The organism is Pseudomonas sp. 39004 (assembly GCF_028682155.1).
Lineage (GTDB): Bacteria > Pseudomonadota > Gammaproteobacteria > Pseudomonadales > Pseudomonadaceae > Aquipseudomonas > Aquipseudomonas capeferrum.
This window is the reverse complement of the sequence record NZ_JANIAG010000005.1, coordinates 45,386-58,247: the sequence shown is the minus strand read 5'-3', so window position 1 is coordinate 58,247 and position 12,862 is coordinate 45,386. Positions and strand designations below refer to the sequence as shown.

12 protein-coding genes are annotated in these 12,862 nt (G+C 64.0%); 5 read left to right on the top strand and 7 right to left on the bottom strand.

The genetic code is table 11. The annotated features are described in order from the left end of the window. Positions 1 to 10 precede the first annotated feature (10 nt). On the bottom strand, positions 11 to 1,282 hold the full coding sequence (gene waaA, locus NP534_RS01735; protein ID WP_274097545.1) for a lipid IV(A) 3-deoxy-D-manno-octulosonic acid transferase: 1,272 nt from the start codon (positions 1,280 to 1,282) through the stop codon (positions 11 to 13). Between the two features lie 11 nt (positions 1,283 to 1,293). Further along, entirely contained in the window at positions 1,294 to 2,184 is an 891-nt protein-coding gene (locus NP534_RS01730; RefSeq protein ID WP_274097544.1) for a LysR family transcriptional regulator, read from the bottom strand. Between the two features lie 85 nt (positions 2,185 to 2,269). Here NP534_RS01730 and NP534_RS01725 point away from each other — a divergent pair, with 85 nt between their 5' ends. From NP534_RS01725 to NP534_RS01710, 4 genes are read left to right on the top strand one after another with little or no spacing between them, the layout of a single operon-like run. Further along, entirely contained in the window at positions 2,270 to 2,602 is a 333-nt protein-coding gene (locus NP534_RS01725; RefSeq protein ID WP_033701845.1) for a DMT family transporter, read from the top strand. 46 nt (positions 2,603 to 2,648) lie between these two features. Next, positions 2,649 to 3,824, top strand: coding sequence for an NAD(P)/FAD-dependent oxidoreductase (locus NP534_RS01720; RefSeq protein ID WP_274097543.1), 1,176 nt, complete (start codon positions 2,649 to 2,651; stop codon positions 3,822 to 3,824). Next, positions 3,821 to 4,633 (top strand): aldo/keto reductase, encoded by an 813-nt coding sequence (locus NP534_RS01715; protein ID WP_274097542.1) that lies wholly within the window; start codon positions 3,821 to 3,823, stop codon positions 4,631 to 4,633. The genes NP534_RS01720 and NP534_RS01715 overlap by 4 nt, the downstream gene beginning before the upstream one ends. A 37-nt stretch (positions 4,634 to 4,670) precedes the next feature. Continuing rightward, positions 4,671 to 5,639: a metal ABC transporter ATPase gene (locus tag NP534_RS01710; protein ID WP_274097541.1), complete on the top strand. Its 969-nt coding sequence runs from the start codon at positions 4,671 to 4,673 to the stop codon at positions 5,637 to 5,639. Between the two features lie 30 nt (positions 5,640 to 5,669). Here the strand turns inward: NP534_RS01710 and hldE are convergent, their stop codons facing one another. From hldE to NP534_RS01695, 3 genes are all read right to left on the bottom strand, one after another. Continuing rightward, positions 5,670 to 7,091 (bottom strand): bifunctional D-glycero-beta-D-manno-heptose-7-phosphate kinase/D-glycero-beta-D-manno-heptose 1-phosphate adenylyltransferase HldE, encoded by a 1,422-nt coding sequence (hldE, locus tag NP534_RS01705; protein ID WP_033701849.1) that lies wholly within the window; start codon positions 7,089 to 7,091, stop codon positions 5,670 to 5,672. Between the two features lie 130 nt (positions 7,092 to 7,221). Then, on the bottom strand, positions 7,222 to 9,030 hold the full coding sequence (gene msbA, locus NP534_RS01700; protein ID WP_274097540.1) for a lipid A export permease/ATP-binding protein MsbA: 1,809 nt from the start codon (positions 9,028 to 9,030) through the stop codon (positions 7,222 to 7,224). 15 nt (positions 9,031 to 9,045) lie between these two features. Next, the gene (locus NP534_RS01695; RefSeq protein ID WP_274097539.1) at positions 9,046 to 10,221 is read right to left on the bottom strand and encodes an O-antigen ligase family protein; all 1,176 of its coding nucleotides are present in this window, start codon (positions 10,219 to 10,221) and stop codon (positions 9,046 to 9,048) included. 101 nt (positions 10,222 to 10,322) lie between these two features. Between NP534_RS01695 and NP534_RS01690 the strand changes: the two genes are divergently transcribed. Then, positions 10,323 to 10,928, top strand: coding sequence for a lipopolysaccharide kinase InaA family protein (locus tag NP534_RS01690; RefSeq protein WP_033701851.1), 606 nt, complete (start codon positions 10,323 to 10,325; stop codon positions 10,926 to 10,928). A gap of 3 nt (positions 10,929 to 10,931) precedes the next feature. On the opposite strand, the gene NP534_RS01685 is transcribed toward NP534_RS01690, so the two are convergent. Both NP534_RS01685 and NP534_RS01680 read right to left on the bottom strand, forming a co-directional pair. Further along, positions 10,932 to 12,023 carry a glycosyltransferase gene (locus NP534_RS01685; RefSeq protein WP_274097538.1) on the bottom strand — a complete coding sequence of 364 codons (1,092 nt, stop codon included), beginning with the start codon at positions 12,021 to 12,023 and terminating at the stop codon, positions 10,932 to 10,934. A 46-nt stretch (positions 12,024 to 12,069) separates the two neighbouring features. Further along, positions 12,070 to 12,843 carry a glycosyltransferase family 2 protein gene (locus NP534_RS01680; protein WP_033701853.1) on the bottom strand — a complete coding sequence of 258 codons (774 nt, stop codon included), beginning with the start codon at positions 12,841 to 12,843 and terminating at the stop codon, positions 12,070 to 12,072. Between the last annotated feature and the right edge of the window lie 19 nt (positions 12,844 to 12,862).

Genomic DNA, 12,862 nt, shown 5'->3' with positions numbered 1-12,862 from the left:
AGAATCAGAATCAGCGGATAAGCGCACCCAGACCATCCAGCAACCGCTGCAAGGCCCCCTGATTGGCCTGCATCACCGCCCTGCCCGCCTCGCCCATGCGCTGACGATCCTGCGGCAATTCGATCAGCCGCCGTACCGCCTCGGCCAGCCCTTCGACATCCTCGACCTGCTGCAACGCCCCGGCTGCTTTCAGCATCGCGCTGATTTCAAGGAAGTTGAACACATGTGGCCCCATGATCACCGGCAATGCCAGCGCTGCCGGTTCCAGCGGGTTGTGCCCGCCAGTGGCGACCAGGCTGCCGCCGACGAAGGCGATGTCAGCCAGCGCATAGAGGAACAGCAACTCGCCCATGGTATCGCCGAGCAATACGCGGGTCTGGCCATCGACTGCGGCATCGGTTGAACGGCGCACGGTGGCGAACTGCTCGGCACACAGGGCATGCACCGAGTTGAACCGCTCAGGGTGGCGCGGCACCAGGATCAGCAGGGCATCGCCGTGCACCTGCAGCAACGCCCGATGGGCCTGCAGGATCAAGGCATCCTCACCCTCATGGGTGCTGGCGGCGATCCACACCGGGCGCTGGCTTGCGCCCCATTGCTCGCGCAGCGCCCTGGCGCGCGGCAGCAGTTGCTCATCGACCTTCAGGTCGAACTTGATCGAACCGGTCACCTGCACACACGCAGGCAGCGCGCCCAGGTTGCGAAAGCGCTGCGCTTCGGTGTCGGTTTGCACCGCGATCAGGCTCATCTCGGCGAGCATCGGCCGGGTCAGCTTGGCGAAGCGCGCATAACCACGGGCGGAGCGCTCGGACAACCGGGCATTGGCCAGCGCCACCGGGATGCCCCGCTTGGCACACTGATGGATGTGGTTGGGCCACAACTCGGTTTCCATGATGATGCCCAGCTTCGGCTGCACATGGTCGAGAAAACGCCCGGCGGCCCATGGCAGGTCGTAGGGCAGGTAGCAATGCTGCACGCGCGGTTCGTCGGCAAACATGGCGCGAATGCGTTCGGAACCGGTCGGGGTCATGCAGGTAAGCGTGATCGGCAGGCCTGGGTAGGCCTTGAGCAGCGCCCGCACCATGGGTGCGGCGGCGATGCTTTCACCCACCGACACGGCATGCACCCAGATGCCGCCCCGCTGCATGGCCGGCAGGTTGAAGGCGAAGCGCTCGCCGATGCGCTGGCCGTAGGCCGGTGCCTTGCGCGCCCGCAGGAACAGGCGCAGCGCAACCAGTGGCAGGCCCAGGTGAAACAGCAAGGTATAGAGAGTTCTGTTCATGGCGGCGAAGTTTACCCGATCGCGCGCAGGTGCACCGCAAAGCGCTCGGCCAGCCATTGCGCGGCCGGCCCCAACGGCTCGTCACGGCGCCAGGCCAGCTCGACGACCAGCGCCGGCGGCCGCCACTCGCTGGCAAGCTCGACCATTTGCGCCTGGTAGGTGGGGTACTGCACCACATGCCGGGGCAGCCAGGCCCACCCTAGGCCGCGCATCAGCAGTTCAGCCATGGCGTAGAAGCTGTCGGCACGCCAGACCTGCGGGCTGATCGCTTCGCCGCCAGGGTAGCCACTCTGCTGCGGGGTGATCAATAACTGCCGGTGGCGTGCCAACTGTTGGCGGCTGACCCTTGCCTGCTGCGCGAGCGGATGGCCGACCGCGCACACCGTGACCATTTCCACACTGCCCAGGGCACGGCGCTCCAGCGACGACGGCATGCTTTCATGATGAAAAAACAGACCAAGGTCGGCGCGCCGCTCCACCAGCTTGCGCGCCACATCACCCTGGGCGGCGCTGGCCAGTTGCACTTCCAGGTACGGGTAGCGGCTGGCCAGCTCGTCCAGGCTGTCGATGACGGGCTGATAAGGCATCGCCTCGTCCTGGGCGACCCGCAACAGGGCCTCCTGCCCGCGCATCAGGGCCAAGGCGCGACCGTCCAGGCGTTCGCATTGGCGCAGCAGTTCGCGGGCGTCCTCCAGCAGCGCGGTGCCGTTTTCGGTCAGCTTGGGCTGGCGGCCGCTGCTGCGTTCGAACAGGGTTACGCCCAGGTCCGCCTCTAGCAGAGCGATGGCGTTGCTCACCGCCGACTGGGCCTTGCGCTGTTCACGGGCAACGGCGGAGAACGAGCGCAGTTCAACGACGCGCACGAAGGTGCGCAGCTGCTCGAGGTTCCACTGTTCGGCCATCAACCTATCTCCAGGGGTGATAGGTAATGACTTTACCCCATCCAGGCAACGTCTAGAATGCCCGACCAGTCACCGGAGAACCGCCATGAATGCCTACACCTACCTCGCCATCGCCATCTGCGCCGAAGTCATCGCCACTGCCTCCATGAAAGCGGTGAAGGGGTTCAGCACGCCTCTGCCGTTGCTGCTGATGGTGGTCGGCTACGGCATCGCGTTCTGGATGCTGACCCTGGTGGTGCGCAGCATTCCGGTGGGGATCGCCTATGCCATCTGGTCGGGGCTGGGCATTGTGCTGATCAGCGTGGCGGCACTGGTGATCTATGGGCAGAAGCTGGATGTACCGGCAATGCTGGGCATGGCGATGATCGTCGGTGGGGTGGTGGTGATTCAGCTGTTCTCGAAGACTGCCGGGCATTGATACGGGCTGTATACTTGCCAGCTGTCCCAGTCTTAGAGGTACCGCCATGCCAACCGCCATTTCCACTGACGTGCTGATCGTCGGCGCCGGGGTCGCAGGCCTCTGGCTCAATGCCCGGTTGCGTCGTCAGGGCTTTTCGACCGTGCTGGTGGAACGCGCCAGCCTCGGTGGCGAGCAGACCATCAAGTCTCAGGGCATCATCCACGGCGGCACCAAGTACGCCCTGCACGGCGCCCTGACCGGCGCCTCGGAAGCCATCGCCGACATGCCGCGGCGCTGGCGCGAGGCTTTGGCGGGCAATGGCGAACTGCCGCTGGGCAACACCCGCCTGCTGTCCGAGGCACACTACCTGTGGTCCCCCGGCACCCTGGCCGGCAACCTCACCAGTTTCTTTGCCAGCAAGGCCGTGCGCGGCCGGGTCGATCAGGTCAAGGGCGAGCAACTGCCGCCGGCCCTGCAGGACCGCGCCTTCAAGGGCAAGGTCTATCGCCTGGCGGAACTGGTCATCGACGTGCCCAGCCTGCTGGCCAACCTGGCCGAACTGGCCGGCGACAGCCTGCTCGCCGGCGAGCGCATCGAACCCCTGCGTGACGGCGATGAGCTGGTGGGATTGCGCGTGGACGACCGTGAAATCCGCGCGCAGCGTATCGTGCTCAGCGCCGGCGCCGGCACCGAAGACCTGTTGCATGCGCTGGGCCTGAGCCAGCCGGCCATGCAGCGCCGCCCCTTGCACATGGTCATGGCCAAGGGGCCGAACCTCAAGCCGCTGTATGCGCACTGCCTGGGCGGCGGGCCCAAACCACGGGTCACCATCACCACCCACCCGGCGGCCGATGGCCAGTGGGTCTGGTACCTTGGCGGCGACCTGGCCGAGGCCGATGGCGTGGCGCGCGAGCCGGCCGCGCAGATAGCCGCGGCGCAAAAGGAAATCGCCAACCTGCTGCCCTGGGTCGACCAGGGCCAGGTCCGTTGGGCAACCCTGCGCGTGGACCGCGCCGAGCCCGCGCAGTCGGGCCTGGTACGCCCGGACAACGCCTTTATCGCCGACCAGCAACGCCTGCTGGTGGGCTGGCCGACCAAGCTGGCGCTGGCCCCGGACTTCAGCGACCGGGTAATCGCCATGTTTGAACGCGACGGCATCCGCCCAGCCGCCCAGGCCGACCTCAGTGGCCTGCCGCGCCCTGCGCTGGGCGTGCCAGCCTGGGAGCGACTGCTGCCATGAGCCTGCCGACCCTGCACGACTTCCATCGCCCCCTGGGCAGTACCGGCCTCAAGGTCTCGCCCCTGGGCCTGGGCACGGTCAAGCTTGGCCGCGACCAAGGCGTGAAATACCCCACCGGCTTCACCATCCCCGATGATGACGAAGCTCGCATGCTGCTGGCCCAGGCCCGCGAACTGGGCATCAACCTGATCGACACCGCGCCGGCCTATGGCCGCAGTGAAGAGCGCCTTGGCCCGCTGCTGCGCGGCCAGCGTGATGCGTGGGTGATCGTCAGCAAGGTGGGTGAAGAGTTCGACAACGGCAACTCGCACTTCGACTTCAGCGCCGCCCACACCCGCCGTTCTGTGGAGCGCAGCCTGCGCCGCCTGGAAACCGACCACATCGAGCTGGTGCTGGTGCATTCCGACGGCAACGACCTGGCGATCCTCGAACAGCAAGAGGTCTACCAGACACTTGCGGCCCTTAAGCAAGAGGGCAAGATCCTCGGCTTCGGGCTGTCGGGCAAGACCGTCGCAGGTGGCCTCAAGGCCTTGGAACAGGGCGACTGCGCCATGGTCACCTATAACCTGAACGAGCAGGCAGAACGCCCGGTGCTGGACTACGCTGCCGAACACGGCAAGGCGATCCTGGTGAAGAAGGCCCTGGCCAGCGGGCACATCTGCCTGGCACCCGGAGTCGACCCGGTGCAGGCCAGCTTCGAGCTGCTGTTTTCCCACCCGGGCGTCAGCAGTGCTATCGTCGGCACCATCAATCCGTTGCACCTGGCCCATAACGTGGCCACCGTCGCCCGAATTCTGGGCCAGCATTGAGCCGCCCTCGCGGGCGTCCGACAGGAGGAGGAACCTCGTGCCGCGAACGCTGATCCGCAAGAACCCGAGCAACTTCAAGACACTGCCGCTGCATGTCGAGGCCACCGCCGAAGGCCTGGTTTACCAAAGCATCGGCATGCCGCTGAACTTCGCCCAGACCCAACAGCGGCGCCGGGCCATCCAGTTGCCCGACACACAGCGCTTCGTGGCCGAGCTTGCCAACCTGGGGGTCTCGGTACGCCTGACCCTGCACTGGCAAAACCGCGACTACTGGGTATTGGTCCGTCAGCGACGCCAGGACCGCGGCGACGTGGTGCTGAAACTGATTTCCGGCTATGTCCCCGCTCAAGAACTCAACTTGCCGCTGCACACCGCCGTGCAGGAAGTGGCTGAAGAGTGCCTGCTGGAAACCCCGGAAGGCTGGCTGGGTGGGCGTTTCAATGACACCTGGCTACCGGCACCCTACGCCGCCGCACTGCATTACCGCGAAGCGCTGCCGTTTGTGCTGACGCCGGAGTCTGGTGCCGCACGGCCAGTGCATTGCGCCAACCTGATGCTGCTCGAACGGCCACGGGCCTATGTGCACTTGCCGACCGCCTCGTTGCAGCTCATCTATGACATGCGCCTGCAAGTGCCCAGGGACGCCAAGAAGCTCAGCCTGTTCCATGTCGATGAACGCCTGGAAGGCGACCAGTTGGTGGCTCGGCTCAATCGCAAACGGCCGGACCTGTACCTGATGCCCTTGAAGGACGGGCAACCGTTGGCCGAACTCTACACGCTGAAAAAGGACGAGCTGGTGCCGGCGAGCACACGCGGGCTGTACCTGGCCGAGAGCTTTGCCCGGCAGGAAGGTTGGGTGGTCAGGGATGAGCGGATTCGCTGGCGGGATTGGGTGAAGCAGCAGGGGTTGGTGGAGGCCAAGCCCGGGCGGGCTTCACATCTGCAGCGGTTTGGCGACAAGGCGCGGGCATTGCTGGCCAGGGCGCGGACTTCGTTGCACAAGTAACACCGGGGCCGCAAAGCGGCCCCGGTAACATCAGTTTTTGCGGATTTTCTCGACAATCGCCGTGGTCGAGCTGTTCTCGACCAGCCCCAGCACCTTCACGGTGCCGCCATAGGCCTTGACGATGTCGGCACCCACCACCTGGTCGATGCCATAGTCGCCGCCCTTGACCAGCACATCGGGCTTGACCTGGCTCAGCAGGTTTTCCGGCGTACCCTCGGGGAAGCTGATCACCCAATCCACTGCCCCCAGCCCTGCCAGCACCGCCATGCGGCGGTCGACGCTGTTGATCGGGCGGCCCGGGCCTTTCAGGCGGCTGACCGACGCATCGTCGTTGACCGCGACGATCAGCCGGTCGCCCTGCGCACGCGCCTGCTCCAGGTAGGTGACATGGCCGGCATGCAGAATGTCGAAGCAGCCGTTGGTGAAGACGATCTTCTCGTTGTGCGCACGCGCATCATCGATCGCCAGCAGCAACTGTTCCAGGCCCAGCACCCCGCGCTCGGAGCCCTCTTCGCGCTGGATCGCGCGGCGCAGCTCAGGCGCACTGATAGCGGCGGTACCCAGCTTGCCGACCACGATACCCGCCGCCAGGTTGGCCAGGGCAACCGCGTGCGGCAGGTCTTCACCGGCCGCGATGGCCGCCGCGAGGGTGGAGATCACCGTGTCGCCGGCGCCGGTCACATCGAACACTTCGCGGGCGCGGGCCGGCAGGTGCAGTGCGGGGTGGCCCGTACGCAACAGGGTCATGCCGTGCTCGCCACGGGTCACCAGCAAAGCGCCCAGGTCCAGGTCCAGCAGCAACTGCAGGCCTTTGGCGACCAGCTCTGCCTCATCGGCGCAACGGCCAACGATGGTTTCGAACTCGCTGAGGTTCGGGGTGATCAGGCTGGCGCCGCGGTAAATGGAGAAATCCTTGCCCTTGGGGTCGGCCAATACCGGAATACCCTTGGCGCGTGCAGCCTGGATCAGGCTCTGGTGGTTCTTCAGGGCACCTTTGCCGTAGTCGGACAACACCAGCACCTTGACGCCATCGAGCAGGCTGTCGACCTCCGTACCCAGCGAGAGCGGGTCGGTGGCGAACGGTTCTTCGAAATCGATACGCAGCAGCTGCTGGTGGCGGCTCATGACCCGCAGCTTGACGATGGTCGGCTGGTGCGCGATGCGCTGGAACACCGAGCGCACGCCCGCAGCTTGCAGGCTGTTGGCCAGGCTGTCGGCCGCCTCGTCCTGGCCGGTAACACCGATCAGCGACGCCGGCGCACCCAGGGCGGCGATGTTCAAGGCAACGTTGGCCGCGCCGCCGGGGCGATCCTCGATCTGATCGACCTTGACCACCGGGACTGGCGCTTCAGGCGAGATACGCGAAGTACCGCCATGCCAGTAGCGGTCGAGCATGACATCGCCGACCACCAGTACCGGGGCTTGATCGAAACGCGGCATGGACAACTTCATGGGCAACCCATATGAAAATAATGAACAGGGGCAGGATATTAGCACAGGGCAAGCGACGGCTTTACGGCCAGATCGGGCCCTTGAAAATTCCGGTGACAATCGGGGCCGGCACGGCCCCGATCAAAGAGGTTCAGGTGATATCGGCCTTGGCCGGCTCATCCAGGCCCATGGCATGCAGGCGGGCATAATGGCCATTAGCCTGAAGCAGCTCGGCATGGGTGCCACGCTCGACCAGGCGGCCCTGGTCCATGACCAGGATCATGTCGGCCTTTTCGATGGTCGACAGACGGTGGGCGATCACCAGCGTGGTGCGGCCCTCCATCACATGGTCCAGTGCCGCCTGGATGTGCCGCTCGGACTCGGTATCCAGCGCCGAGGTCGCCTCGTCGAGAATCAACAACGGCGCGTCCTTGAGCAGCGCCCGAGCAATGGCCAGGCGTTGGCGCTGGCCGCCGGAGAGCAGCACGCCGTTCTCGCCGACCTCGGTGTCGAAGCCCTTCGGCAGCTTGTCGACGAACTCCTTGGCGTAGGCATCTGCAGCCGCAGCCTCGATGTGTTCACGCGGGGCACCGGCCAGATCGCCGTAGGCAATGTTGTTGGCGACGGTGTCGTTGAACAAGGTGACGTGCTGGGTAACCTGGGAAACATGGCGACGCAAGTTGCGCAGGCGATAGTTTTCGATCTCCACGCCATCAAGCAGAATCTGCCCCTTGTCGTGGTGATAGAAGCGTGGAATCAATGCCGCCAGGGTCGACTTGCCACTGCCAGAGCGGCCCACCAGGGCGATCATCTGCCCCGGCTCGGCGACGAAGCTGATGTCGCTCAACACCTCACGGTCGGTGCCTGGGTAGGTGAAGCTGAGGTTACGCACTTCCAGACGGCCTTCGACCTTCGCCTTCTCGATGGTGCCGCTGTCCACTTCAGGCTCTTCGTCGAGCTGCTCGAAGATGCTTTCTGCGCCTGCCAGGCCCTTCTGGATGGTCGAGCTGACTTCGGAAAGCTGGCGAATCGGTTTCGGCAACAGGCCCGCTGCGGTGATGTAGGCCACCAGGTCACCGGCGGTAGAGTCACCACGGAGGTACAGCACCAGGAACATCAAGGCGGCCATGGCGCTGTAGATCACCAGCTGCAGCATCGGCGTGTACAGCGAGCCGGTCTTGGTCATGCGTAGCTGCTTGTCGGTGTTGCTCTGGCTGGCGCGGCCAAAACGCTGCTGTTCGTAGGCCTCGCCACCAAAGCTGCGCACCACGCGATAACCCTGGATGGTCTCGGAGGCGACGTGGGTCACATCCCCCATGGCCACCTGGATTTTCTTGCTCTGCTTGCGGAATTTCTTGCTGGCGACGCTGACCATCACCGCGATCACCGGCAGGATGGCAACCATGACCAGGGTCAGGTGCCAGTTCATCCACAGCAGGTAGGCAAACAGGAAGACAACCGTCAGGCCCTCGCGGATCACCACCTTGATCGCATCGGTCGCGGCACCGGTGACCATGGTCACGTTGAAGGTGATGCGCGAGATCAGGTGGCCCGAATTGTGGTTGTCGAAGTAGCGGTTGGGCAGCACCAGCAATTTGTTGAACAACTCGACCCGCAGGTCATGCACCAGGCACAACGACACCTTGGCCAGGAAGTAGTTGCCCAGGAACGAGCCCAACCCCTGCCAGGCTGCGATCAGAATGATCAGCAGTGGCACCGCCTGCAGCAGCTGCAGGTCGCGCAGGTAGGGCACGGTAGGGAACAACACCGCTTGCGGATTGCTCAGGCCATCGACGAAATACTTGAGAATGCCGGCCAGCATTGGCTGGGTCGAGGCGAAGATCACGAAACCGACGATGCTCAGCAGGAAAATGCCGGCATAGGGTTTCACGTAGCTCAACAGCCGGAAGTAGATCTTCAGGCTGGAGGTGTGCTCCGCGGTTCGCGGTGTTTCGGCCATCATCGAGCTCGCTGTTCAGGTTGAACCGGAAATTTTACCACAGGCTTCATTTTCGGCACGCCCCCAGGGCAACAACATGGCCAGGCCGACCGGCAACCAGCTGATGAACCACTCCGCACGCGGCGTACCGGTCAGGCTGGCGGCATCGAACTGCATGGCCAGGGTCGAGTAGACCCAGAAGCACAAGAGTACCTTGCCGAACAGTGTGGCACGGGCCCGGACGATTTCACCGAGGGTGTACAGCCACACGGTCACCCACAGCAGCATGCCAGGCAGGCCCATTTCCACCGCAACGTGGGTGAACATGTTGTGGGTATGGTCGAAGTGCTTGCCGACTGCGCTCACGTCGTACCCGGCGCCCAGGCCCAGGCCCGTCCACGGGTGGGCGGCAATCATGTCCACCACCGCATGGAAGATCTCTGGTCGGTAGGACGAGCCGCGCTTGGCGATCAGGTCGTACATCACATAGAACGCAGTGCCCGTGGCGATGACAGCCAGGATCGAGAACACCCGGCTGTGACGATCACGGAACCACAGCGGCGCCATCACCACCGTGATCACCAGGGCCAGGATCGCCCCGCGGCTCTGGCTGAGCACTGCAAACGCGCCCAGGCAGGCCAGCGCCGCCAGCCACAGCAACTGCATGCCGCGCTTTTGCGGCGGCTCGTACAACAGAAACAGCGCGGCAGCACCGACCACATAGGCACCCAGGATGGGGTGTGAAATTTCACCGATACCTGCCAGCCGGGCCAGCAGCGATTTGCCCTGCAACCCGTAGAAGTTGATGATCGATACCAGCGCGGCGAAGGCCAAAAGGCCACTCCCCAGCAGCAACAACTGGCGCACCCGGGCCAGGCCCAGTTGGGCCAGCAACGGGAACGCCATCAGGAAGACCAGAATGTAGATCAGGCGCTTGATTTCACGCCCCGGCTCTTCGGCCGGCGACCAGGCCAGGCTCAACCCGCTCCAGGCCAGCAGCAACAAGATACTGCCCCACAATGCCGGCTGACGCCGCCAGGCCTGGGCAAACACCTGCCGGGCAGACCACGCCAGCACGAGCGTCGGTAACCACAAAAACAACACCAGCCCTTGCTGGTAGACCTTGTTGCTGGGCGCCAATGCAATCGCCGCCAGGAACCAGACCAGACCCAAACCTAACCAGGCCCGAGCCCAGCGTTTTTCATACAACATCCTTTTCCCCCGATGAATCAAAGACACCATCCATGGTGCTACCGCATTATTTTCGGCATTATTGCCGGTCATTTTGCTCGCCAGACGACAAGGCTCTATTCATGCAATGCTCCCGGCTCACCCAGATCGACTTCGATCAGCTGACACTAGGCGCACAGGTGCTAGAGGCAGACAGCCATGGCGCCAAAGTCTACCTGCTCAAGGATGGTAATTTCCTTAAGGTTTTTCGCCGTAAGCGATTGATTTCATCTGCCCTGTTGCGCCCCTACTCGCAGCGCTTCGTCGACAACGCCGCGCGCCTGGCGCAATTGGGCATTCCCACCCTCGAGGTGATCAGCCAGCACAAGCTCGACTTGCCCGGCAGAACCGCGGTGTTGTATCGCCCGCTGCCCGGGCGGACCCTGCTGCAGATGTCGCGCGACGCCGACTTCAGCTGGGACACCTATCTGCCGCGATTGATCGAACTCATACGCCAACTGCACCGCGCGGGTGTCTACTTCCGCTCACTGCACCTGGGCAATGTCGTGGTGACCCCCGATCAGCGCCTGGGGTTGATTGATGTGGCCGACATGCGGTTCCTGCGCCCGCCGTTGTCTGCCCGCATGATTCGTCGCAACGTGCAGCACATGGTGCGCTACATCGAGCGGGAGAACCTGGGTGACCAGTTCCCCCTCGCCGACTTCGAGGCAGCCCTGCTGGCCCGCTGAGGGTCAACCCCGCAGCAGGCTTTGCGAGCCATTCTGGAAGGCTTGCCAGGCCTGCTCCGGCGCCAGCGCCTGGCGTTGCCGGGCGGCCACGGCTGCGGCGTCTGGCAGGCTGCAGCGCGCTATCGCCTCGGCCCAGGCATGCTCATCGGCAATGGGCAGGTAGCCACCGGTGTCCAGCAACTGCTCACGGAACACCAGCAGGTCGCTGCACACCACCGGTACATCGGCCATCACCGCCTCTTGCACCACCAGCCCCAGGCCCTCCGAGCGCGAAGGTACCAATAGCCAGTCAAATGCCCGGTACAGCCGCTGCAGGTCTTCACGGTGGCCGCACAGGTGGACCTGCCCGGCCAGGCCCAGTTCGTCGATACGCGCTTGCAGCACGGCATGCAGAGGGCCTTCACCAATGATTGCCATCTGCAGATCGGGCTTGTCGACAACGGCCTTGGCAAACGCCTCGATCAGCATTTCAAAGCCCTTGCTTTCGACCAGCCGCCCCACCGCACCGAGCACCTGGCCGTTGCCTGGCCGCAACGCCAGTGCCTGCCTGGCCTGCTCGCGGCTCAACAGCGGTTCGACGAAGGCCCGAGGGTCGAGCGCCATGCGCAGGGTCTGTACCGGCCGCCCAAGGTCATGCTCCAGGGCTTCGGCAAGCGTGTGCGAAACCGCTGCGATGCTCAAGCGCTCGGCGGGCAATGCGCGCAACAGGCGGATATCACTCGCCGTCAGGCGCGTCTTGCCGTGGAACAGTACCTTGGCACGCACCTCGGGAATCTGCTGCAGCAGCGGCAGCACCAGCCTTGCCACGCCGACACCGTCGAGCAGCACGATCTCGGCCTGGGCCTCGGCCAGCGCCTTGCGCAGGCGCATGCGCAGCCACGGCCGCAGCAGGCGCCACAGGTGCCGGCCCTTGAGCGCACGCGGCGGCATGTGCCACTCCCGGGTCGAGCCGAGCCCACAGCACAGCCCGCTGCCCAACAGCAGCCAGTTGCTGATCCTGGCATCGGGGCCGGCGTGCGACAGCACCTGTCGGTGAACCTTGTGGATGGACATGTACGGCGAACCGCCTGCCCACATCATATTGACGATGTTCATGGGGTTAGCGCCCCTCTCCCGCTCAAGGTCAGGTGGGACTGCGACTTCATTGAACAAAAATGGTGATACCCATGCCAATCACGGCACCTGCCACCAGCGTCAATGCCAGCTTTATCCGATCACGTTGACGACGTTTGGCCTTGCGCTCCACTTCTATGGGCAAGGTCACGTGATTACCAAATCCTGTGTGCAATACTGCATCACCCTCCAAGGTGACCGCTGTCAGATTTAACTCAGCATAACGACGGGAAAGCGCCTTTTCTCCAGCATAGGCGGCAAATGGTGCACAGCGCTGATAATCGCTCAAACGACGCAGGCCGGGGTTGAGCGAAAACGCTTGCCACTCCGCTTTTTCGGAAAGCAGGGGGTAGCAAGGCACGCCCGCAATTACTTGACGGTCGCCCAGGTGGATGTAAGGGCTGTGCACGGACAGGTCATGGGCATGGCTGCGCAGCCAGACCTGCAGCAGGTTGGGGCTGACCTCCAGGATCGCCCGGGAATCTTCGACAAAGCCCTGCCGGTAGAAATGCCAGTCATCCTCGCAATGGAAGATGTAAGGCGTCTTGACGTGGCTGTAAGCCAGGTCGATTGACGGCAGCTGGCCCAGCTTCGGCCGATTGACGAACACCTTGCAATGCGGTTTCCAGTGCTCTGGCACTGCCCCATGCACGGCATCGTCACCGGAATCTTCGGTGATGAAGACTTCGCGAATGGGCGCGGTGTTGTAGCGATCGAAACTCTCAAGGGTGTCTTTGAGCAGATCGAACCGCCCACAGCTGGTCACGACCAGCGTGACATCACTCTCATTTGAAAAGCGCACCGGACTCCCTCCGCATTGC

Coding starts and splice junctions, on each gene's coding strand:
- NP534_RS01725 (WP_033701845.1), top strand. CDS start 2,270: ATGAATGCCTACACCTACCTCGCCATCGCCATCTGCGCCGAAGTCATC.
- hldE (WP_033701849.1), bottom strand. CDS start 7,091: ATGAAGTTGTCCATGCCGCGTTTCGATCAAGCCCCGGTACTGGTGGTC.
- NP534_RS01715 (WP_274097542.1), top strand. CDS start 3,821: ATGAGCCTGCCGACCCTGCACGACTTCCATCGCCCCCTGGGCAGTACC.
- waaA (WP_274097545.1), bottom strand. CDS start 1,282: ATGAACAGAACTCTCTATACCTTGCTGTTTCACCTGGGCCTGCCACTG.
- NP534_RS01695 (WP_274097539.1), bottom strand. CDS start 10,221: ATGTTGTATGAAAAACGCTGGGCTCGGGCCTGGTTAGGTTTGGGTCTG.
- NP534_RS01720 (WP_274097543.1), top strand. CDS start 2,649: ATGCCAACCGCCATTTCCACTGACGTGCTGATCGTCGGCGCCGGGGTC.
- NP534_RS01730 (WP_274097544.1), bottom strand. CDS start 2,184: ATGGCCGAACAGTGGAACCTCGAGCAGCTGCGCACCTTCGTGCGCGTC.
- msbA (WP_274097540.1), bottom strand. CDS start 9,030: ATGGCCGAAACACCGCGAACCGCGGAGCACACCTCCAGCCTGAAGATC.
- NP534_RS01690 (WP_033701851.1), top strand. CDS start 10,323: ATGCAATGCTCCCGGCTCACCCAGATCGACTTCGATCAGCTGACACTA.
- NP534_RS01685 (WP_274097538.1), bottom strand. CDS start 12,023: ATGAACATCGTCAATATGATGTGGGCAGGCGGTTCGCCGTACATGTCC.